At 63.1% G+C, this 20,562-nt stretch carries 22 protein-coding genes; 12 read left to right on the top strand and 10 right to left on the bottom strand.

Annotation, left to right across the window (positions count from 1 at the left end):
* Positions 1 to 4: 4 nt before the first annotated feature.
* Positions 5 to 1,558, top strand: coding sequence for an MBL fold metallo-hydrolase (locus BB28_RS00770; RefSeq protein WP_046252125.1), 1,554 nt, complete (start codon positions 5 to 7; stop codon positions 1,556 to 1,558).
* Here BB28_RS00770 and BB28_RS00765 read toward each other — a convergent pair.
* The 5 genes from BB28_RS00765 to BB28_RS00745 all read right to left on the bottom strand — a co-directional run bounded on the left by BB28_RS00765 (position 1,555) and on the right by BB28_RS00745 (position 5,170).
* Positions 1,555 to 2,013 carry a nitroreductase family deazaflavin-dependent oxidoreductase gene (locus BB28_RS00765; protein WP_046252124.1) on the bottom strand — a complete coding sequence of 153 codons (459 nt, stop codon included), beginning with the start codon at positions 2,011 to 2,013 and terminating at the stop codon, positions 1,555 to 1,557. The genes BB28_RS00770 and BB28_RS00765 overlap by 4 nt on opposite strands.
* 47 nt (positions 2,014 to 2,060) lie before the next feature.
* Positions 2,061 to 2,870, bottom strand: a complete 810-nt coding sequence (locus BB28_RS00760; protein WP_046255424.1) for a DUF5718 family protein — start codon at positions 2,868 to 2,870, stop codon at positions 2,061 to 2,063.
* A 5-nt stretch (positions 2,871 to 2,875) separates the two neighbouring features.
* A complete protein-coding gene (gene serS, locus BB28_RS00755; protein ID WP_046252123.1) occupies positions 2,876 to 4,132 on the bottom strand; it encodes a serine--tRNA ligase in 1,257 nt (418 codons plus the stop codon).
* Between the two features lie 39 nt (positions 4,133 to 4,171).
* Positions 4,172 to 4,654, bottom strand: a complete 483-nt coding sequence (locus tag BB28_RS00750) for a GAF domain-containing protein (protein WP_046255423.1) — start codon at positions 4,652 to 4,654, stop codon at positions 4,172 to 4,174.
* A gap of 66 nt (positions 4,655 to 4,720) precedes the next feature.
* The gene (locus BB28_RS00745; RefSeq protein ID WP_081252182.1) at positions 4,721 to 5,170 is read right to left on the bottom strand and encodes an ankyrin repeat domain-containing protein; all 450 of its coding nucleotides are present in this window, start codon (positions 5,168 to 5,170) and stop codon (positions 4,721 to 4,723) included.
* An 85-nt stretch (positions 5,171 to 5,255) separates the two neighbouring features.
* Between BB28_RS00745 and BB28_RS00740 the strand changes: the two genes are divergently transcribed.
* The 5 genes from BB28_RS00740 to BB28_RS00720 all read left to right on the top strand — a co-directional run bounded on the left by BB28_RS00740 (position 5,256) and on the right by BB28_RS00720 (position 9,609).
* Positions 5,256 to 6,950 carry a septum formation family protein gene (locus tag BB28_RS00740; RefSeq protein ID WP_046252122.1) on the top strand — a complete coding sequence of 565 codons (1,695 nt, stop codon included), beginning with the start codon at positions 5,256 to 5,258 and terminating at the stop codon, positions 6,948 to 6,950.
* A gap of 7 nt (positions 6,951 to 6,957) precedes the next feature.
* Positions 6,958 to 7,308 carry a metallopeptidase family protein gene (locus BB28_RS00735; RefSeq protein ID WP_030096138.1) on the top strand — a complete coding sequence of 117 codons (351 nt, stop codon included), beginning with the start codon at positions 6,958 to 6,960 and terminating at the stop codon, positions 7,306 to 7,308.
* Positions 7,309 to 7,453: 145 nt separating this feature from the next.
* Positions 7,454 to 7,825 carry a PE family protein gene (locus BB28_RS00730; RefSeq protein WP_030096139.1) on the top strand — a complete coding sequence of 124 codons (372 nt, stop codon included), beginning with the start codon at positions 7,454 to 7,456 and terminating at the stop codon, positions 7,823 to 7,825.
* Between the two features lie 3 nt (positions 7,826 to 7,828).
* Entirely contained in the window at positions 7,829 to 8,869 is a 1,041-nt protein-coding gene (locus BB28_RS00725) for a PPE domain-containing protein (protein WP_046252121.1), read from the top strand.
* On the top strand, positions 8,866 to 9,609 hold the full coding sequence (locus BB28_RS00720; RefSeq protein WP_046252120.1) for an ESX secretion-associated protein EspG: 744 nt from the start codon (positions 8,866 to 8,868) through the stop codon (positions 9,607 to 9,609). The genes BB28_RS00725 and BB28_RS00720 overlap by 4 nt, the downstream gene beginning before the upstream one ends.
* 14 nt (positions 9,610 to 9,623) lie before the next feature.
* Here the strand turns inward: BB28_RS00720 and BB28_RS00715 are convergent, their stop codons facing one another.
* Positions 9,624 to 10,322 (bottom strand): MspA family porin, encoded by a 699-nt coding sequence (locus BB28_RS00715; RefSeq protein WP_046255421.1) that lies wholly within the window; start codon positions 10,320 to 10,322, stop codon positions 9,624 to 9,626.
* A gap of 61 nt (positions 10,323 to 10,383) precedes the next feature.
* The gene (locus tag BB28_RS00710) at positions 10,384 to 11,064 is read right to left on the bottom strand and encodes an MspA family porin (RefSeq protein WP_046252119.1); all 681 of its coding nucleotides are present in this window, start codon (positions 11,062 to 11,064) and stop codon (positions 10,384 to 10,386) included.
* Between the two features lie 314 nt (positions 11,065 to 11,378).
* Between BB28_RS00710 and BB28_RS00700 the strand changes: the two genes are divergently transcribed.
* The 6 genes from BB28_RS00700 (at position 11,379) to BB28_RS00675 (ending at position 18,049) form a co-directional block, all read left to right on the top strand.
* The gene (locus BB28_RS00700; RefSeq protein ID WP_046255420.1) at positions 11,379 to 12,011 is read left to right on the top strand and encodes a TetR/AcrR family transcriptional regulator; all 633 of its coding nucleotides are present in this window, start codon (positions 11,379 to 11,381) and stop codon (positions 12,009 to 12,011) included.
* Positions 12,012 to 12,200: 189 nt separating this feature from the next.
* Entirely contained in the window at positions 12,201 to 13,073 is an 873-nt protein-coding gene (locus tag BB28_RS00695) for an SDR family NAD(P)-dependent oxidoreductase (RefSeq protein WP_046255419.1), read from the top strand.
* Entirely contained in the window at positions 13,070 to 13,930 is an 861-nt protein-coding gene (locus BB28_RS00690; RefSeq protein ID WP_046252117.1) for an SDR family NAD(P)-dependent oxidoreductase, read from the top strand. The genes BB28_RS00695 and BB28_RS00690 overlap by 4 nt, the downstream gene beginning before the upstream one ends.
* Positions 13,927 to 15,462, top strand: coding sequence for a flavin-containing monooxygenase (locus tag BB28_RS00685; protein WP_046252116.1), 1,536 nt, complete (start codon positions 13,927 to 13,929; stop codon positions 15,460 to 15,462). The genes BB28_RS00690 and BB28_RS00685 overlap by 4 nt, the downstream gene beginning before the upstream one ends.
* Positions 15,459 to 16,493, top strand: a complete 1,035-nt coding sequence (locus BB28_RS00680) for an alpha/beta hydrolase (protein ID WP_046252115.1) — start codon at positions 15,459 to 15,461, stop codon at positions 16,491 to 16,493. Before BB28_RS00685 ends, BB28_RS00680 begins: the two co-directional genes overlap by 4 nt.
* Positions 16,490 to 18,049 carry a flavin-containing monooxygenase gene (locus BB28_RS00675; protein ID WP_046252114.1) on the top strand — a complete coding sequence of 520 codons (1,560 nt, stop codon included), beginning with the start codon at positions 16,490 to 16,492 and terminating at the stop codon, positions 18,047 to 18,049. The genes BB28_RS00680 and BB28_RS00675 overlap by 4 nt, the downstream gene beginning before the upstream one ends.
* On the opposite strand, the gene BB28_RS00670 is transcribed toward BB28_RS00675, so the two are convergent.
* The 3 genes from BB28_RS00670 to BB28_RS00660 form a co-directional block, all read right to left on the bottom strand.
* The gene (locus BB28_RS00670; RefSeq protein WP_046252113.1) at positions 18,000 to 18,626 is read right to left on the bottom strand and encodes a TetR/AcrR family transcriptional regulator; all 627 of its coding nucleotides are present in this window, start codon (positions 18,624 to 18,626) and stop codon (positions 18,000 to 18,002) included. The genes BB28_RS00675 and BB28_RS00670 overlap by 50 nt on opposite strands.
* Positions 18,627 to 18,754: 128 nt before the next feature.
* Entirely contained in the window at positions 18,755 to 19,318 is a 564-nt protein-coding gene (locus tag BB28_RS00665) for a peroxiredoxin-like family protein (RefSeq protein WP_046252112.1), read from the bottom strand.
* Positions 19,315 to 20,427, bottom strand: a complete 1,113-nt coding sequence (locus BB28_RS00660) for an oxygenase MpaB family protein (RefSeq protein WP_046252110.1) — start codon at positions 20,425 to 20,427, stop codon at positions 19,315 to 19,317. Before BB28_RS00660 ends, BB28_RS00665 begins: the two co-directional genes overlap by 4 nt.
* Positions 20,428 to 20,562 lie beyond the last annotated feature (135 nt).

Genomic DNA, 20,562 nt, shown 5'->3' with positions numbered 1-20,562 from the left:
GCTTATGCGAGTCACCAGTGTCGGCCACGCCGGATTCTTCATCGAAACGGCGGCGGGCAGCATCCTCTGCGACCCCTGGGTCAACCCTGCGTACTTCGCCTCCTGGTTTCCCTATCCCGACAACAGCACCCTGGACTGGGACCGGCTGGGGAACTGCGACTACCTCTACGTCTCACATCTGCACAAGGACCACTACGACCCGAAGAACCTGACCGAGCACGTCAACAAGGACGCGGTGGTGCTACTGCCCGACTATCCGGTGCCTGATCTGAAGCGTGAGCTTGAGGGTTTGGGGTTCCACACGTTCGTGGAGACCGAGGACTCGGTGAAGCATCGGGTGAGCGGCCCCAAGGGCGACTTGGATGTCATGATCATCGCATTGCGCGCTCCGGCCGACGGACCCATCGGCGACTCCGGACTCGTGGTATTCGATGGCACCACAACGGCTTTCAATATGAACGACGCCCGGCCGGTCGATCTTGACGTGCTGACCGAAGAGTTCGGGCACATCGACGTGCACATGCTGCAGTACTCCGGGGCTATCTGGTATCCGATGGTCTACGACATGCCCACGCGCGCCAAAGAAGCCTTCGGCACCCAGAAGCGGCAGCGCGGAATGGACCGGTGCCGTCAGTACATCGCGCAGGTGGGCGCCACCTGGGTCATCCCGTCCGCTGGGCCACCGTGTTTTTTGGACGCCGAACTGCGTGACCTCAACGACGACCACGGCGACCCGGCGAACATCTTCCCGGACCAGCTGGTGTTCCTGGACCAGATGCGCCAGCACGGACACGACAAGGGCCTACTGATGATTCCCGGCACCGTTGCGGATTTCACCGGCTCCGAATTGAATTCTTTGACGCATCCGGTGTCCGACGAGGAGGCCGAACACATCTTCGGCGCCGGCAAGGCCGCCTACATCGAGGAGTACGCGCAGCGGATGGCTCCTGTACTGGCCGCCGAGAAGGCTGCCTGGGCACCCGCCGAGGGCGAACCGCTGCTCGGGCCGCTACGTGCCAAATTCGAACCGATCATGGCGCAAACCGATCAGATCTGCGATGGCATCGGCTATCCGGTGGAGCTGCGCATGGGAGACGAGGTTGTGGCGCTCGACTTTCCGAAACGTATTGTCCGTGAACCGATTCCCAATGAGAAGTTCCGCTACGGGTTCGGGATCGCACCGGAGCTGGTCCGCACCGTACTGCGTGATGACGAGCCCGACTGGGTGAACACCATCTTCTTGTCCACCCGCTTCAAGGCCTGGCGCGTGGGCGGTTACAACGAGTACCTGTACACCTTCTTCAAATGCCTCACCAACGAGCGCATCGCGTACGCCGACGGCTGGTTCGCCGAGGCCCACGACGACAGCGCCTCCATCACACTGGATGGCTGGGAGATTCAGCGCCGCTGCCCGCACCTCAAGGCCGATCTGTCGAAATTCGGTGTGGTGGAGGGAAACAAGCTCACCTGCAACCTGCACGGATGGGACTGGAACCTGGAGACCGGCCGCTGCATGACCTCCAAGGGGCACGAGCTGCGCTCCAGAAGGCTCGGTTAGACCGGCATCAACTCGAACATCGGGATCACCCGCTCGATACGTGCCTGGTAGTCGCCAAAGAACGCATACCTGGCCACCAGCACCGGGAAGAGTTGGTCGCGTTCGCCCGAATCCAGCTCGCGCACAACGGCATCGTAGCTGTCCGGAACTACCTCGACGGTCACGGTGGGATGGGAGCGCACATTGAAGATCCACGATGGCGGCTTCTGCTGTCCTCCGTTGGATCCCACAATGAACCTGCGTCCCTCGTGCTCGAAGTAACCCAGCGGCGTCAACCGTTCGATTCCCGTCTTCGCGCCGATGATCGTCAGGATGAGCACCGGCATCTCGTCATCGGGTACGCCGGGCAGCTTGCCGCCGTTCTCGCGGAGCAGCCTGATCATCCGGCTGTTGTGCTTCTGCACACCGTTCTCAGAAAGCTCCCGGTAGGTATCCGAGGTCACGCCTTCGATCATGTCTCGACGCTAGCGCGAACTCGGGACCGCAAACCCGTCCGTCCCGCCTAGCGGACGCTACGAACCCGCTGCCGTAGCTCGGACACCTCGTCGGAGGAGGTGCTGTACACGCGGACCACGGCCTCATCGCCCTGCTGTAGATACGTGGACTCACCCAACGGCGTGTACTTGGTCGCCCCGATGCCGATCAGCACGTGTGCGGGATGCCCGGCGGCCACCATGAGCGCACCCACATCCTCCAACGGCGTATCTGCGGAACCCTTTTGGTTGTCCAGGCGCTCGGTGATCCAGTCCAGCAGAACCTCACCGTAGTAGGAGTACCCAAGCAGCGGGCTGTCCACGCCGTACTCATGCTCCTGTCCGTCCGAGCTGTGCAGGTGACAGTTCAGCCGCAGGGTGGCCGTTGGGCCGTAGGGGGTGAGGTCGCTGACCTCAAAGAACTGTTGCGCAACGCCTTTGGACGCTGAACCCCAGTTCTTCTTGTAACTGATTTTGGGAGCGTTGGGACGCCGGATCGAGCAGTCGTTGAAGGCACCCAGCGCGAACGGCTCCAACGAAGCGACAACGTCGCCGCGCCAATGCACGCGGCATGCCAGGCCCACTTCGGGCTCAATCTGCAGGTTCAGCGGAGCGTCGCTGTCGGGCAGCACCGTCTCATCATGCGAGAGGGGGAACTGGCCCAGAAACCCGTCGTCACCGGGTACATACCACGGAAATATCCCCTTGGGTGCCACACCGTTTGAGGCGACATTCACGAAATCCGCTGATTCCCCGGCCTGTTCGAGATGCCCGGCGAAGTTCCCGGCGACTCCGAAGCCGAACCAGCTACGCAGCTCGTCCAGCTCGATGTCGAACATCTTGCTCATTTGGGCTCCAGCACTTCGGTTCCGACAAAGGGCACCAGGGCCGCGGGTACCCGAACGCTGCCGTCGGGTAGCTGGTGGTTCTCCAGGATTGCCACCAACCACCGGGTGGTGGCCAATGTGCCGTTGAGTGTCGCGGCGGTCTGTGGCTTACCGTTCTCGTCGCGGTAACGCACTGCCAGCCGACGCGCCTGGAAGGTGGTGCAGTTGGAGGTGGAGGTCAGCTCCCGGTAGGCCTGCTGCGTCGGCACCCACGCCTCGCAGTCGAACTTGCGGGCCGCTGATGAACCCAAATCACCTGCGGCAACATCGATGACGCGGTAGGGCACGTCGATGTGGGCCAGCATCTGCCGTTCCCAGCCCAGTATCTTGCCGTGCTCCGCCTCGGCGTCCTCGGGCTTGCAGTAGACGAAGGCCTCCACCTTGTCGAACTGGTGCACCCGGATGATGCCGCGAGTGTCCTTGCCATAGCTACCAGCCTCACGCCGGAAACAACTGGACCATCCGGCGTACCGCAGCGGACCCTCACTCAGGTCGAGTATCTCGCCGGAGTGATACCCGGCGATCGGCACCTCCGAGGTGCCCACCAGATACAGGTCGTCCTCCTCAAGGTGATATACCTCGTCGGCGTGGGCACCCAAAAAGCCTGTACCGCCCATGATTTCGGGCTTCACCAGTACCGGCGGAATCAGCAGCGTAAAGCCGTTGGCCACCGCGGTCTGCACGGCCAGCTGCAGCAGGCCGAGTTGCAACAACGCACCGTAGCCGGTGAGAAAGTAGAACCGGGCGCCGGAGACCTTTGCGCCGCGCTCCATATCGAACAGGCCCAGTGACTCACCCAACTCCACGTGGTCCCTGGGGTTTTCGATAGCAGTCGGCTCCCCCACCAGCTCGCGTACCACGAAGTCCTGCTCGCCCCCGGCCGGTACGCCGTCGATCACTACATTGCTGATCGCCTTGTGCGCCTCGGTGAACGCGGCCTCAGCGACTACCTGCTCGGCCTCGGCGGCTTTGACTTGAGAGGCAAGTTCAGTGGCCGCCGCCAGCAGCGCGGGGCGCTCCTCGGGCGTCGCCTGGCCCACCTTCTTGCTTGCCGTCTTCTGCTCCGCACGCAGGGTGTCACCGGTCGACACCGCCGCCCGCCGTGCCGTATCGGCGTCGAGCAGCACGTCGACGAGCGCCGGGTCCTCGCCTCGCAGACGCTGCGAGGCACGCACCGCGTCGGGGTTTTCGCGCAGGAATTTGAGGTCGATCACCCGCTGAACACTACTGGGGCTAGCTTTCGCTCCTGCGCTTCAGCCCAATGCTGAGCCATCGGCTCGGACAATCGTCTCAACCTGGGCACGTAACCCCACCAGCTCGTCGCGCTCCGCTTGCGTGTACTCGCGCGCCACCTCGTCGAGCACACACACCGTCCCCACGACCTCACCGGCCGAGTTGTGAACGGGCAGCCCCAAATAGTTGGTGAGGCCGAACTCGATTTCGTCCTCGTTGCCCGCGAAAAGCTCGTCGACACGCGAGTCACGCACGAACACCTCGTCACCGGAGTCGACTACTCGCTCGCAGTACAGAGGGACCCTGCTCTGGTCGTCGCCCGCTTTCTTACCAACGGATCCCACCGTGTAGTGCTCGGCCGCATCTCCGGCCGTGGCGGCGACAGCCATCGCACCGGGTTCGGAACGCATGACCAGCACCGATCGAACACTTAATAGGCGCGCTACCTCATCGAGCCGCGGTGCCAGGGCAGCGAGTTGGGGGGTGGTCTCGGCAGATGCCACGTAGCAACGCTCGCCTACAGCCGCGACCGCGGCGAGGGTTGCATTCACCGTGAATCCGCATGCGGCCTAAACGCCAAACAAGCTCAGATACTCATCCTTGCCGAACATCCGCGCCGCATCGAGCGCGGATGGGGTCCCGGCGGTGGGATCTGCACCCGCCTCGACCAGGATCTCGACGATGTCGTCGGAGCCCTTGAAGACTGCGCCGGCCAACGGCGTCTGGCCCTTGTCGTTGGCGCGATTGACGTCGGCACCGCGCGCGATCAGCGACCGAACCGTGGACGCATTCCCGTGATAGGCGGCCAGCATGACCAGTGTGTCGCCTGCCTGGTTCGTCAGATCCACCGGCGCTCCGGAGTCCAGGTAGGCGGCCAGGGTGGACGCGTTGCCCTCCCGAGCCATATCGAACAGCTCGTGGGCCAGCGCGGCGACCTGCTCGGCAACGCGTGCCTGATGCTCGGCTTCCTCCGCGGGAGAGTCCCCGGCCTCGCCGGACTCATCACGGTCAGGTTCCATCGTTGTCACAGAGTTCAATCTAGCTGCGCATGCGGACAGCATCGCTGGGCTAACCCGCACCGCCACCTGTAACAATGGCTGCAGTATGAGCGACGAAGCCGAACCCACGAAGGTCGAGCGGGACGAGTCCGCCCCGGACGAATCCCCTAACGACGAGGTGGGCACCGAGACATCCGCAGACTCCGAAGCCGAGTCCGCGGCTGCTGCCGTGCCACCCGCGGAGGCCGAGCAGTCCCCAGAGACCCCGGTCACGTCGGACTCCGCCACCGAATCGGTGGCCGCCGACGAAGCTCCGCAGACGGAAGTCCTGGACTACCCCGAGAACGGCTCTGAGGACGACCTCCCCGATGACGTCGCCGACGAGCCCGCCGCTGCTGTCGACGAGGGTGCCTCCTCATCGGACAAGCCGCGCTGGTGGGAGGGCTTGAAAGAGGGACTCAAGGAACGGTCCACGCATCGTGCTCTGCTGCTCGTCACCTTCGGCGGATTGTTCATCGCCGGTCTCACTCAGGCACTGCCGGACGGCTGGACCTCGGCGGACCGCTTGGTCAACAGGATCGACTCCAACCCGGTGCCGAGCACCGGCGCCCCGGGCAACAGCACCTTCAACTCGGCGAAGGCTGGCGACTGCCTCAGCTGGTCGGCGCCCACGTCGATGGCCGATGTCCGCACCGTCGACTGCGCGAGCGATCACCGCTTCGAGGTCGCTGAGTCCATTGACCTGCGCACCTTCCCCGGCACCGAGTACGGGCCGGATTCACAGCCACCCAGCATGGTGCGCATCCAGGAGATCAGTCAGGAACAGTGCCAGGTCGCCATCAACCGTTACCTGGGAGATCGCTACGACCCGAACAGCCGATTCACCATGGGCATGCTGTATCCCGACAAGAAGGGCTGGTCCGAAGCGGGTGAACGACGCGTGCTGTGTGGTCTACAGCTCCCCGGCTCCGACAATCAGCAACAGCTGTTCCGTGGCAAGGTGGCCGAGCAGGACCAGTCCAAGGTCTGGCCGGTAGGGACCTGCGTCGGTATCGACTCCACGACGAACCTGCCCACCGAGCTCCCGGTGGACTGCGACAGGGCCCATGCCATGGAGATCACCGGAACGGTGAGCCTGGCAGAGCAGTTCCCGGGTTCGGTGCCGCCCGAGCCTGACCAGGACGCGTTCATCAAGGACAACTGCAACCGTCTGACCAATGAGTACATGGGCAATCCCGACGGATTTCGCGCCACCACGCTGACGCTGTCGTACAACACCATCACCTTGCCGAGCTGGACCGCCGGCAGCCGTCAGGTCAGCTGCAACATCGGGTCCACCCTCGGTAACGGTGCCTGGTCGACTCTGGTCAACAGCGCCAAGAGTGGACAACTGCTCATCAACGGGCAGCCGCCGGTGCCGCCGCCGGACATCCCCGCGGACCGGCTGAACATGCCGCCGATCCCGCTGTCCACCACTCCGGCGCCTACCCAGCAGCCGACTCAGCAACCCACCTACACGCAGCAGCCGACGTATACGCAGCAGCCAACCCGCACCCAACAACCGACTCAGCAGACGACACAACAGCCGACTCGGACCTCTGCGCCGCCGACGTCCTCGGTAGCGCCGAACCCCAGCAACCCTCCGGGCAATACGATTGTGACCACGCTGCCTCCGGGTGCGGGTCCACCTCCGCCGCCCGCGGGCCCGCCGATGGACGGCCCGCCCATGGAAGGGCCGCCGATGGAGGGGCAGCCGCCGGGCCAGGCGCCCCCGGGAGCTCCACCACCCGGACCGGCCTAGCTATGTGATGGCCGTCCAGATGAGCGAACAACGGTTCGAGGAACTTGTTTCCGACGCCTTGGACGCTGTGCCACCGAAACTCGCCGCCGCCATCGACAACGTGGTGGTGTTGGTCCAGGACCGCAATCCGGAGGACCCCGAGCTACTCGGGCTGTACGAGGGAATCGCACTGACCGAGCGCGACAGCTTCTATGCCGGCGCGCTGCCGGACACCATCACGATCTACCGCGAGCCGCTGCTCGAGATGTGTTCCAGCGAACATGAGGTGGTGGACGAGGTGACGATCACCGTAATCCACGAGATCGCCCATCATTTTGGTATCGACGATGAGCGATTACACCAGCTGGGCTGGGGCTAACGAGGCGTCTGAGGTTTGCTGGAAAAAAATCCAAAAATCTTGGAGAATGATGGAACCGAATAGAGGGATCCGCCGTCCATCTTTAGTGAAAGGGCAAAACTGCCCTTAGGACGACGCGAGACTAGTGGGGGAAAGGGGACAGAAGATGGCTGACGTACCAGCGCCCGCCCAGCGTGAGGAGATCCGTTGGGACCTGGCTAACCAGCCGGGAACTGTTCTGCAGGTCGATCCGGATGTCATGAAGGATGCCGCTGTCGAGTACGACGCGATGGCGCAGCGACTGCAGGAAGCTCTCGACAAGCAGCTTGAGGCCACGAAGTTCGGTTCGGCCGGTCGCGACGAGGTGTCCACCGCGGTGGCCAATGCCTCCGCGAAGACCAACGAGAACTTCGAGAAGGTCGCCAAGGACGGCATCGAGCAGCTCAAGCGCATTGCCGAGGCGTTCCGACGCAACTCGCAGGCGTTCGTCGATCTCGAACGACACAACGCCGCCCGTATCAATGGTGTGGGGGAATAGATCATGACCGGATTCACTGGCGTCAACTGGGTGGCCCGCAAGGCGAAGAAGCTGGCCCTGGACCTGACCACGGGTGCCGGACCGACGCATGTCGTCGACAGTGCACTGGCGTGGCAGGAGATCAGCGCCGCGTTCGCCGAGGTGCACGAGAACAGCGTGGGTGTCGGCGAGAAGCTGATGGAGGGGTACCGCGGTCCCCGCGCCGAAGAGGCGCTGACCAAGCTCACCCCGTTCACCGAGTGGCTGGACAAGATGGCCGGACTGACCCAGGAGGTCAGCGACACCGCCAACACGTACGCCGAGTCGTACGGCACGGCGGTTCTGGACATGCCACACATCAACGACTTGGCTCAGCTTGAGAAGGCCAAGGCCGAGGCGTTGTCCGCGGGTGGGGCGCTCTTCGGGCTGCACGCCACCACCGAGGGCATGGAGCAGGGCCTGGATCTGCAGGCGGCCAAGGCCATGGAGACCTACGAGTCGGCCAGCGAGCCCGCGGCCAAGGTCGTGGAGTTCCCGCCGGCCCCCGAGGTCATCAAGTACCCCGAAGAGAAGTCGGAAGCCAACAGCGGCAACACCGGCGTCAGCGCTGCCGGTTTCGGTATGTCCGAGATGGGTCCGAGCCCGCTGAGCCCCGACTCGGTGCCCGGTGTGCAGAGCGCCCGCGCGGCAGCCATCTCGATGACCGCCAATGCGGCCTCCGCCGGCGGCTCCGGTATGGGCATGGGCGGAATGGGTGCGCCGATGGCCGGCATGATGGCCGGCGGTGCGCTGGCCGCGAGTGCCGGCAAGGGCATCAAGGTGGGGAACGCCGGCAGCAAAAAGGATGAGGACGAGGACGACAAGGACCTCACCGCCATCGGTGCCACCGGCGTCTTCATGGGCGACGAGAGCAAGCCTGTCGAGTTGCCGGACATCCTGACCACCAAGCCGGCCAGCGACAAGGTCGCCGACTTCGAAAACGTTGACGCCTCAGCGCTGTTCGAGCGCGGTGGCTCCAAGGGCGCGGTGGCGCCGCCGGTCCTCGGTGCGAGCGCGGAGCTGTGACCGTCCGCCTGGACTTCGACGAACTGGAACTGACCCGCGAGATCACCGGCAATGACCTCTTGCCGGTTGTGCTGGCCGCTGGTCCGCGCCACGAAGACGAAGCCGAACATCGAGACGCTCTGGAGGGCGCCCGCGCCCGGCTCAAGGAACGCAATCTGCTCAAGGGCGAGGACCTTCACCCGACTCTGCGCGACATGCTGACCTCGGCCAGCAAGGCCACCGGTCAGGTAGCGGTGCGCCGCTGGGCCGGATCGCAGATGCTGCGCCTGTGCCTGGTAGAGCACGGCGAGGCATACGTGCTGCTGGTCAACGATGGCGAGGGTGTGGCCATGCGTTCGGTAACCGGGTCGCTCGGCGCCGAACTGTGGCGGTACCTGGGTGACGCCACGCCACTGAAGTTCGGGTCGATCAACGCACCCGCCGAGCAGCTGGCGCTGGCCCTTAACGCCGAACCCGCCGAAATGGCCCGGGGCCTCATCGCCCTCGGCGCCACCAAAGCCGACGCCGTAGCCGTGGCCAAGGCAATGGCTCGTCGCGGCGCGATGACCGAGATCACCGCAATTCGTCGCGTGGACGGTGTCACCGATCGCGCACCCGGCGGAGTTGCCGTGTACGACACCGCCTTTGGCCGGATCATGGCCACGCCGAGCACCTCGGCTGACGGCGCGCTGTGGGCGACTCTCACTCCGGCGACCCCGCAGCGGATGTCTCACGCACTCAAGAGCCTTGGGCTCGAATAGAACCCCGTCCCCGCTCAGACCGTTTTGGTGACGCCGTAGTAGGCGATGATGTCCTCGGTTCCTGAGGTCGTGCTGGTGAGCACCGCATAGGACCGCAGGAACGACTGCCCGATACATCCGTCGATCTTGATGTGAACGTCCTTGAGCGTGATGCGCGATTGCGTGCCCTTGAACTTCTTCTTGGTGACGGAAACATTGATGACCTCACCGGGTTTTGGCCTCACCTCGATGTTTCCCACGAGGGGCATGCTGATGTTGCCAAGCCCGGACTGGCCGATCGACGAGGACAGGCCGATGCTTCCGGTCAGGCGAACTCCGCTCAAGGCGATACCGCAGCCAATCTGGTAACCGGCCTCGACGGTCCCGCCCTTCAGTTTTGTGCTGCCGCCACCTTTCACGGTGGCGATGAACGTGCCTCCGGCCAGGTATTCACGAGAGGAGGTCGCCGTGGTGAGCGGCGGGATAGGCAGCTGAGTCTCTTCCTCTGCCGCGAGTGCCAGCACCCAGCCGTCCGGGGTTGTGACGGTCGCCGGTGGTTCGGAAGCGACGACCCCGTTGTCCAGCGGCGGGCCAGGCTCACCTTCAGCGGGCCGCGGCGGGTTCTCTATCCCGACGGGCAAGGGAAGTGGGGAGGGGCCGGGCTCAGCCGACGCCAACGGCGCCCCTCCGGTGAGTACACACGCGGCTGTCACGGTGGCAAGAGTCTTGAACATGGTCATCGACGCCTCTCAGAGCTGGATGCGATTGAGCGAGTTGAGATCTGGATGCTTAGGATCAGACGGCCTTGGTCACACCCATGTAGGTGACCACGTCCTGCGTGTCCTCGGTCGAGCTGGTCAAGATCGCATAGGAGCGGATGAAGGACTGGCCCACGCAGCTGTCGATCTTGATGCGGAAGGCCGTGATGGTGACGCGCGCACTGTCCCCCTCGAACGCCATCTTGGTGACCGGAATGATGGTGGCGGTACCCGGCTTGAGAGTGGGACGGACCTGCCCAAAGACGTTACCTCCGATGCTGGGCACACCCGCGGGACTGATCTGCGGTGTGATGCCACCACCGAATCTCAAGTCGACCTCGGCAGCGCTTATGCCACAACCGATTTGGTACCCAGCTTCAAGGATCCCATCGGTCAGCTTCGTAGTGCCGGCCCCCTGGATGGCACCAAGGAATGTTCCACTGACCAGGTACTCGCGTGAGGACAGGGCTGTGGTCAACGGCGCGACGGGCAATTGGGCCTCGTCCTTGGCCGCTATGGCCAGAACCCAACCCTCCCGCGTGCGCAGGGTGCCCGGCTCTGCCGAGGCCACGGCACCGTTGTCTGCGGCCGGGCCGGGTGCGCCCTCGGCGGCAATCCGATCCGGCAATGGTTCACCGCCCAGCGGATCAGCCAGGGCCACCGGTGCGGTCGCGCCGAGCACGCCCGCGATGGTCAGGACGACAAGACTTTTCAGCATGGTGGCGGCGGTGCCTCTCAGTTGTCCAACACGATCCGTCCCAAAATGCTCGGGACTATTACCCCATACCCCTTTTGGGTATGCATGATTTTTAAGTTGACCTCATTTACGGCAAGTGAACGGATCGGGAACGGGGTTTGTATGTTGAGCGTCTGCTGCATGCGCTCACTCCGCCTCGGCCTCAGACGCAGTGCCTGCCAGACGCATCCGTCCGGCGCACTGGACTCCCCAATCGGGACAATGGCAAAATATGAACTCGACCGCTCCGCGTTGGTGGATGAGACGAACACGGTGCAGGACTCAAGGAGGTGGCGATGTCCGGGCAGCGACAGCGGATAAGCCGCGCCGAATCTCAGCAACGTACCCGCGAAGATCTCCTTGATGCGGCCGAGGAACTGTTCCTGGCCAACGGACTCGGCGGCACTACCGTCACCAAGATCGCCGATGCAGCCGGCCGGACCGTCGGGGCGATCTACTCGAACTTCTCCAGCAAAGAGAACCTTTGCGCTGAGGTGCTGCTGCGCTGCTATATGAGGACCTTCTCCGACGTTGCAGGCAAGCTCCTTCAGTCCGCCTCCTCCGTCGAGGACCAGGTCGCTCAGCTCGCACAGTGGTCCGCGGCGTTAAGCGGCGATGAGGGCCTGGTAGCGCTGGCCGCAGAGTACGCACTGGCCATTCACAAGGATCAGACGCAGCTGGCGGTCTCGCAGGGCCATATCGCTATGGGACGCAGTCTGCTGGGTGCGGTGCTCTCGAACGCCCTTCCCGACACCGTGCCCGATGACGAACGTGACGTCGCGCTTACCGCGATCCTCGCGACCGCGACGGGATTGGCACTGGGCCGCACACTGGGCACCATCGACAACCAGCAGTACGTCGCTCTACTGACTCGCACGCTGCAGCTGTGGATTGCCGACCTGCGGCTCTCTCCGAACGCCTCCAGCTAATTCACTGAGCCAGCTCGCGAACTGATACGCGAGCAATCCGCTGTCATGGAATCCTTACCGCTCTCTCGGCCGGAAGGCATTGCGGCTTCATTCAGATAATTCTATTATCTGAATGAAGTGTTCGACGAGGAGAGGTCCAAACATGCCGAAAGTCCCGTTCTGGTTCACACAGTCCTGGGGGTGCCAGCCATGCCCGTAACCGTCGTGACCGGGGCGGGCAGCGGCATCGGACGCGCGACCGCCGAGCGTTTCGGTCGTAAAGGTTGGACCGTCGTGGTATCCGATATCAACGAGACGACCGGCGCCGAGACGGTCGACCGCATCGTGCGCGATGGCGGGAATGCCGTCTTCCGCCGACTGGATGTCGCCGATCTGGCGGATTGGGAGCAGTTCACCGATTGGGTATGCGAGCACTACGGCCTGCCGGACCTGCTCGTGAACAACGCGGGAATCCTCATCGCCGGTGGTTTCCTGGAGCAGACCGGCGCGGACTGGCGGCGGATGATCTCGATCAACATGATGAGCCCGCTGGTCGGATCGCGACTGTTTGTGCAGCGCATGGTGGATGCCGGCGCAAGAGGACACATCGCCAACATCTGCTCGGTTGGGGCGTTCATGCCTACGTCCTTGGCACCGTCGTATGTCGTTGCGAAGCAAGGGGCTTGGTTTGGCACACAGGCACTACGCGCCGAGTTCGGTCGCCATGGCATCGGTGTCAGCGCGATCTGTCCCGGCTTGATCGACACAAATCTGTCTGCGAACGGCACTCGCAGCGGTGTCGACAACCCGACGGGCACAACGTGGACGAACAAACTCAGCCGGGGGCAGCACTTCCTCGGACGCTCCCCTGATCATGTGGCTGCTGCGATCGAGCGTGGCATGCGGTGGAATCTGTCCACCGTGCCGGTCGGACTGGAAGCCTGGTTCGGCTGGTACTTGTACAGACTCTCCCCGGGCTTGTCCCGTGGGCTCATGGGCCTGGGACGGATGTCGCTGGCCGAACGTGTCGTGGACCTGGGCGCGCGCACACTGAACACCTTGGGGATCGGAGCAGATCGATGAAGACCGCAATCGTGACCGGGGCCGGATCTGGTATTGGGCGAGAAACCGCCCGCCTCTTCGCTTCTCAGGGAGATCGGGTAATCCTGGCTGATATCGACATCGATGCCGCTGAATCGGCCGCCGGCGAGATCGTCACCGCCGGCGGCACCGCGATCGCGTACCAATTGGATGTCGCGGACGAGGAACAGTGGGAGGCCTTCGGTAAGTGGGTCGACACCGAATTCGGCGCGCCGCACCTACTCGTCAACAACGCCGGAATCATGGACTGGGGCGGCTTTGTCGAGATGACCGCACAGGAGTGGCAACGCACGATAGACATCGACTTGATGAGCGTCATCTACGGCTCACGCGTATTCGCCCAACAGATGATCGATACCGGGGTACGCGGTCATATCGTCAACATCTCCTCGGGTGCGGCCTTCCTGCCGCACAAGATGATTGCCGCATACGGAACCGCCAAGGCAGCCGTGCTGATGGCATCACAGGCGCTACGCGTCGAACTACGCCGCCACCACATCGGCGTCACCGCGATATGCCCGGGTGTCATCAACACGAATCTGATCGCCAATGGTCATCGCGCAGGCATCAGCGAGGTCGATCAACAGCAGTGGTACGCCAGCGCCGGCAAGATCCAGTCGATCAGCTACGCGGGCCCGGACAAGGTAGCGCGCGTCATCGAGCGATCGGTACGGCACAACTGGGCCGTCGTTCCCGTGAACCCCGAATCGTGGTTCATCTATGGGCTCTACCGCCTGTCGCCGAGTCTCAGCCGGGTCGTCACCGGTATCGGCTCATTCGAACTGGCCGACAACCTGATGTCTCGGCTGCAGCCACTCCTGAATCGAGTCGGACAATGAGCGCTCCATCACCGGAATTCGATGTCGCGATCATCGGTGCCGGACCCGGCGGCATCGCAGCCGGAGTCAAACTACTGCAGGCCGGTATCGGCAACATCGTGCTGCTGGAACGGGCCGATGACGTAGGCGGTAGCTGGCATGAGAACCACTATCCAGGCCTGGGAGTGGACGTTCCGTCCTTCGCCTACCAGTACTCCTTCGCGCGAAACTCTCAGTGGAGCAGGCTTTTTCCCAAAGGAGACGAGGTCAAGCAGTATCACGTCGACGTGGCCAAACGCTTCGGTGTCCACGAACGCGTCCGCTTCAACACCAACGTCGAACGGGAAGAGTGGGACGACGCCGGATATTGGAACCTGCTCACCAGCGACGGTTCGGTCATTACCGCGCGCTTCGCGATCAGCGCCGTAGGCGCCTTCGTCCGCCCCAAGGCCGATGTCGGCATCGCCGGAGCGGACTCGTTCGGCGGCAAGGTCCAACGGCCTACAGACTGGGACCACGCGTACGACATGGCGGGAAAACGTGTCGGCATCATCGGCACCGGAGCCAGTGCGGTGCAGATCATTCCGACGATCGCGCCACAGGTATCGCATCTCGGCGTCTTTCAACGCACACCCGTGTGGTCGCTGCCCAAGCCGGACCTTGAAATCGGCCCCATCCTGCGCCCCCTATACGCGGCGCCCGGCGTGCAGCCCGCACTCAATGGCGCCGTCCTGGTACTGGCCGACCTGCTACTGCGCACCCTGAGCAGAGCGCCGTTCCGATGGTCGCGGCCCGCGATGGACAGATTCGATGCGGCATGCATTGCCGCATACCGGCGTTACATCCGTTGGGTGGTAAAGGATCCGTCTACGGCCGAGAAACTGGCTCCCGACTTCGGCCCGCTTGCCAAGCGCCCGACCATATCCAACGGCTATCTGCAGGCGTACAACCGTGACAACGTCTCGCTGATCACCGAGCCGATCGAGAGGATTACCGCGGCAGGCGTCCGGACACGCGATGGCGCCGAACACCAATTCGATGTACTGGTGCTCGCCACGGGATACGAAGTTTTCTCCGATCCGGAGACCTATCTTCCCGGAGCCATCGTGGGCAGCAACGGCTTCGACTTGGCGAAATACTATGCCGAGCAAGGATTGCAGGCCTACGAAAGTGTTGCGGTGCACGGACTGCCAAATCGATGGACGTTATGCGGGCCGTATTCGTGGACGGGCTCGGGTTGGCATGCCTTCATGGAAATGACATCGGATCACGCCGTACGTGCCATCACCGAGACCAACCGGCGCGGTGCGATTCGCTGTGAGGTACGCAAGGAGATCGCCGACACCTACCACCGGACCGTGCGACAACGGTCCGAGGCCATCCGGTACTACCTTGCGGAGCTGAACGGACATATTCCGACCTACTACCGGAACTCACAGGGCGACAGCACATACCTGCGGCCCGCGGGCTTCTTCGAGGCCCGCCGCAGCACACGCAAGTTCCCCCTCGACGACTACGTCTACGAGAAGCAGCCCGCGGAGGCACTCGCATGAACGACTCGGTATCGATTGCCGCACCCGGCGGCACCGTCAGCGTGGAGATGACGGGGAGTGGATCAGCCCTGCAAAAGTTTTCCCACGCGGTGGCTCGCGTTCTGCTGCGAGCACCGCTGGAGCTTCTTGCCAAACTCGCCATACGATTTCCCGCGTTGAGGACGCGCGGATTCCGCGCCGTCAACTTCGTCGAGATGGCCGCATACCCACTGCGTCCAAGCAGGGGGACGGCGCGCCGTATTGTGACGTTCCCCCGCTTCCGCGCGGAATGGCTGTGGCATAAGGATCTTTCCGATCCCGAGAATCCGGCCGAGGGCGCGGTGCTGTATTTCCACGGCGGTGCCTTCATTCTGGGCGGCCTCCACAGTCACCGACGCATGACGGCACGCCTTGCGCGCACAGCGGGAACACGGCTGCTCGCGGTCGACTATCGCCAGCTCCCATTAGCACACATCACCGAATCTGTCGCCGATGCCATGACCGCTTACCGATATCTACTCGACCAGGGATACACCGCCGACAAGATTGTGTTCGCGGGCGATTCAGCCGGAGGCGGACTGGCCTTCAGCGCGGCGCTCGCCGCGCGAGATCTCCGATTACCTGTACCCGGTGGCATCGCCGCCATCTCTCCCTGGGCGGACCTCGATTGTTCAGCCAAGAAGGCTCATCCGAACGAGGCCCGTGACGCGATGCTATCCGGTCTCATTCTCTCGGTTCCAGGCGAACTGGGCATGGCCCCCGACGGCGTGTTGGACCCCGCCTGGTCATCGGTGAATCACGATTTCACAGGCTTACCAAAGGTTTTCATTCAAGTGGGATCACTGGAGGTACTGCTGGTCGATGTCGAGCAATTGGCCCGCCGCTGCGCCGAGGCCAACGTGCCGTGCACCGTCCAAATCTGGGACCACGCCGTGCACGATTTTCAGATAGCGGCGGATCTGCTGCCTGATGCTCGGGCGGCCGTTGCGGACATCGCGTACTTCATCGGCCAGATCACCAACCCGACCATCTACAAGGCAGGCACACCGTGAGCACACCCACCCTCCCCCAACACGAGGTCCTCGTCGTAGGCGCCGGATTCGGCGGTATCGCCGCAGGCGTCAAGCTACGCAAGGCCGGCATCGACGACTTCGTCATCGTCGACAAGCATCCGTCCGTGGGCGGAACCTGGTTTATCAACAAGTACCCCGGTGTGGCGGTGGACATTCCATCCTTCATCTACAGCTACTCGTTTGCCCAAACCGGGAACTGGAGCCGGCTGTTCGCGCCGGGCGAAGAACTGCAGCAGTATGCCGAGGACGTAGTCGATCAACATGGCCTGCGCGACAAGCTGCGGCTGAGCACCATGGTGCTCGGCAGCCGCTTCGACGAGGCCACCGACATCTGGCATGTAAAGACCGATCGAGGCGAAATCACGGCACGTCACGTGATCGTCGGGATCGGGGGGCTCGAAGTGCCGAACCTGCCGAACATCCCGGGTATCGACACCTTCGCCGGCAAGCTCCAGCACACCACGGCGTGGGACCACGACTACGACCTCACCGGCAAGCGGGTGGCCGTGATCGGAACCGGCGCCACCGCACTGCAATTGGTACCAGCGATCGCTGATCAGGTCAGTCACCTGACGGTGTTCCAGCGCACCGCGATCTGGGTCGCACCCAAGCTCGACTTCAAGACCGGCCCCCTCACCCGATTCATCTTCGGCAATCGCCTGCTGCGCGCGCCCCTGCGCGGCGCAGGCATGGTGCTCGTCGAACTAGGGCTCGGCGGTGCGCTGCTGGGCGGACAACTGTTGGGCGAACGCCTGTACAAGGCGGTGCTGCAGAGCGTTGGTCTGGCGCTGCGGGGATGGATGTGGACACAGCTCCCCGGAGAACCCGAACTACGCAAGAAGCTGACCCCGAACTATGCCTTCGGCTGCAAACGGCCGTCGATGCACAACGAGTGGTTTTCGACGTTCACCAAGCCCAATGTCGATCTGGTGACCGAACCCATCGAGCGCATCACGGAAGACTCCGTCGTCACCGCTGATGGCGTCGAGCACAAGATCGATGTCCTGGTCTGTGCTACCGGATTCAAGGTCATGGAAAAGGGCGCGACACCACCCTTCCCCTGCCTGGGACGCGACGGCGTCGACCTGAACACCTGGTGGGATGAGAATCGCTATCAGGCCTACCAAGGGGTGACCATTCCGGGATGGCCCAATGCCTACATGCTCATCGGCCCGTGGGCGTACTCGCCGGGATCATATCTAGTTCTACTGGAATCAACTGTGGCGCATGCTGTTCGGGCCATAAAGGAATCACGGCGGCGTGGCGCCACACGGTGTGAGGTTCGCCGGGAGCCCCACGACAAATACTGGCAACAGATGCTGTCGCGCGCCGCGAAGAGTCATCTGCCCACCCCGCTGTGTGCGGGCTCGAACACCTACTACATCAACTATCAGGGTGATGCCGCCGCGTACCGCCCCTCCACCAATACCGAGATGCGCTTGCAGAACCGGTATTTCCCATTCACCGACTACGAGTTCACCAGCGTTAGTGAGAAGAACTCAGTCGATCTCGCCACGTCTCGAGGGTCTGCATGAACAGGTTGGTCGACTGATCTGGCTCCACAAGGCCCAGCGTGTGGTTGACCACCAGGCCCATCCCCGTTGCGACGATTGCCGCCACCGCATCGTCAAGAATTGGATGATCCAGCGCCGCGATGCCCTCGGCTTCTAGCTGACCCGCGAACACCGCTTTGACACCTGCCTGCAGGCCCGCGACATTCTCACGGATCAACTGAGCCTGTTCAGGATCGTGCCGGACGGCGAGTAGGTATTCCGCTGTGAGACCGATCCAGTCTGTCTCACCACTCAGTACCCGCCATTTTGTCTCGACGATTTCGAGTTTTTCTGCCGAGCTTTCCGCAGCCATCACCGCCAACGCGACCTGAGTCAGCCATCCTTCGTAATGAATACGCAGGAGTTGCTGACACAGTGCGTCTTTGCTTTCGAAGTTACTGTAGATCGAACCTTGAGTGCGTCCCGCCTCGGCCGCGATCTGCGCGACCGTCGTTGCGTGAAAGCCCTTCTGCAGGAACACCGTTTCGGCGGCCTGCAGTACCAACTCACGTGTCTGCGCCTGAAGTTCGTCGCGTGTCAGCGCCTTCGGCATCGACACCCCGATCGCTAGTCCCCGCGCCCTCTTGGGCGCTGTCCGTCTCCCAGCCGGAGCCGGTCGGCTCGCATTATATCGATCTGCTGCGGCCGGCTCGAGGGTCGTTGCCCGGGACATAGCGAACCGTATCGCTACGTCATTACGCCAACAGGGCTTCGCATCGACGCCTGGACCAGTGCCCTGGCGATCTCTGCGGCGGGGGCGATATCCGAGGCCTTACGCGCCCGGAAATCCCAGGTGACTTCGCGACCGCCGGCCGTTGCGACGAAGACACCACCCAGCTGGTAGAGGTCGCCGGTTCGTTGATACGGATACACACCCTCACGCATGAGCTCGAGCCACGATGCGAGGTTCGAGAGCCCGATCGTTCCTCGTCGGTACCGCCAGAGTCCCATCGTCCGGTACAAGGTCCGGTCATGAGTCGTCAGCACCAGGGACCGCGTCTGGCTGCGCTTACGGAAGGTGAAGCCCTGAATGGACGTGCCCAATCCGATGAAGACGACTTTCGCTCCCGCAGCGACGATCTCATCGTGGTAGTGGTTGAGCGATTGGGCCTGCCGAAGCGCGAAGGCGCTGCCAAATTGACGCAGGAAGACGAACGCCACCGGACCGTCGGCCCACAGCTCCTGGAACTCATGCAGATGATGGCGATCATCGAGAAGCCGCTCATTGGCCATGATGTCGATGCGCGTCATACCGTCGCCTCCGCCGGCTGTGGTTGCGTCGCCATGGCCAGTGCGTGCATTGGGCAGGCACTGGCCTCAAGCGTTCCACCCTTGCCCTGCTGCAGTTTCAGGCCCACTTCATGATCGAAAGGCACCGGCCCGGTGTCCGGTGCATGCCGGATCGCGTTGTGCATATAACCCCACATCTCGTATCCGAACCAGGGCAGAATCAGCTTTTCGACAATCGGATTACGCAGCGCACGCACCGCCCCCTTGATCGCGAACGTGCCGATGGCAGGCCGTACCCGCATCGTTTCCAGATCACAGATCTCCCGCACATACGGGGTGAGCAACGGAATCGCGGCCCAGATCGCCAGCTTGACCCCTACGCCCATGATCGCGTTGGGGTACAACGGCGTCCAAGGATTATGGAGCAGGAAATCATAGAGTTCCTGCGCCGGCCGGGTGATCGCCATCAGGTTCTTCTCCGCGTTCTGAACCCAGGCCTCCACGGCCTCCGGGGTATCGGGCAGCTCGCCCGCCGGCATGCCCATCAACTCGCAGACCTTTACCTGCTCCTTGTAGAACTGGCACTCGTCCTCGTACGTCGCGTTCGGATCGCCGAACTGCTTGTAGGCACGCCACAGGTGCGGCCAGCCCACCACATACGTGAACTTCAGCGTCTCAACGTGGTTCGCACGGTACAGCTCACCCGTCGACGGCACCTCGCCGTTGACATGCGAATGCTTGCGGAACAGATCCCGGCCGACCTTCACCGCCATGTCGGTGTCTCCTGCGACGGCACCGGCGAAGAACAGCAGGCTCCGCCGGATCCGGCCCACGACGTCGTAGTAGTAGGTGGTGTGCTGCCCGACACCGTAGGCACCATCAGGATCGCTTGTGGAAATGAACAGCCCGGACAGTGCCCCCATCCCGGCGATCATGACGTTTTCGTAGACCTTGAAACTGAGCGAGTCGAGTCCGAAGTAGCCGTCGTCCTGACGAGGAGCCTCCGCGATCTGCAGCGCCTTCTTGCCGTTCTTACCGTGCAGCTTCAGCAGGAAGTCGTACCGCCGGTCACGCCTGCGACGCTCCTCAACCGTTCCCGCATATCTCGGGTCGTCTCGCAGGCTGCCCATAGTCCAACTCCCTTGCATCGCAATGTGACGTGTCTGGCCCTAACCATTTCGAATAGTATCGATATTCAGATTGCATTGCAATATAAATATGGAAAAGGGCTCTTACACCCGCTCGGTTACGACGGCTTGTCGGCA

Source organism: Mycobacteroides chelonae CCUG 47445 (assembly GCF_001632805.1).
GTDB lineage: Bacteria > Actinomycetota > Actinomycetes > Mycobacteriales > Mycobacteriaceae > Mycobacterium > Mycobacterium chelonae.
Note: the sequence above shows the minus strand (reverse complement) of the source record. Positions and strands in the feature narration are given on the sequence as shown.

Coding starts and splice junctions, on each gene's coding strand:
- BB28_RS00770 (WP_046252125.1), top strand. CDS start 5: ATGCGAGTCACCAGTGTCGGCCACGCCGGATTCTTCATCGAAACGGCG.
- BB28_RS00765 (WP_046252124.1), bottom strand. CDS start 2,013: ATGATCGAAGGCGTGACCTCGGATACCTACCGGGAGCTTTCTGAGAAC.
- BB28_RS00760 (WP_046255424.1), bottom strand. CDS start 2,870: ATGTTCGACATCGAGCTGGACGAGCTGCGTAGCTGGTTCGGCTTCGGA.
- BB28_RS00745 (WP_081252182.1), bottom strand. CDS start 5,170: ATGGAACCTGACCGTGATGAGTCCGGCGAGGCCGGGGACTCTCCCGCG.
- BB28_RS00740 (WP_046252122.1), top strand. CDS start 5,256: ATGAGCGACGAAGCCGAACCCACGAAGGTCGAGCGGGACGAGTCCGCC.
- BB28_RS00735 (WP_030096138.1), top strand. CDS start 6,958: ATGGCCGTCCAGATGAGCGAACAACGGTTCGAGGAACTTGTTTCCGAC.
- BB28_RS00730 (WP_030096139.1), top strand. CDS start 7,454: ATGGCTGACGTACCAGCGCCCGCCCAGCGTGAGGAGATCCGTTGGGAC.
- BB28_RS00725 (WP_046252121.1), top strand. CDS start 7,829: ATGACCGGATTCACTGGCGTCAACTGGGTGGCCCGCAAGGCGAAGAAG.
- BB28_RS00715 (WP_046255421.1), bottom strand. CDS start 10,322: ATGTTCAAGACTCTTGCCACCGTGACAGCCGCGTGTGTACTCACCGGA.
- BB28_RS00710 (WP_046252119.1), bottom strand. CDS start 11,064: ATGCTGAAAAGTCTTGTCGTCCTGACCATCGCGGGCGTGCTCGGCGCG.
- BB28_RS00700 (WP_046255420.1), top strand. CDS start 11,379: ATGTCCGGGCAGCGACAGCGGATAAGCCGCGCCGAATCTCAGCAACGT.
- BB28_RS00695 (WP_046255419.1), top strand. CDS start 12,201: ATGCCCGTAACCGTCGTGACCGGGGCGGGCAGCGGCATCGGACGCGCG.
- BB28_RS00690 (WP_046252117.1), top strand. CDS start 13,070: ATGAAGACCGCAATCGTGACCGGGGCCGGATCTGGTATTGGGCGAGAA.
- BB28_RS00685 (WP_046252116.1), top strand. CDS start 13,927: ATGAGCGCTCCATCACCGGAATTCGATGTCGCGATCATCGGTGCCGGA.
- BB28_RS00680 (WP_046252115.1), top strand. CDS start 15,459: ATGAACGACTCGGTATCGATTGCCGCACCCGGCGGCACCGTCAGCGTG.
- BB28_RS00665 (WP_046252112.1), bottom strand. CDS start 19,318: ATGACGCGCATCGACATCATGGCCAATGAGCGGCTTCTCGATGATCGC.
- BB28_RS00660 (WP_046252110.1), bottom strand. CDS start 20,427: ATGGGCAGCCTGCGAGACGACCCGAGATATGCGGGAACGGTTGAGGAG.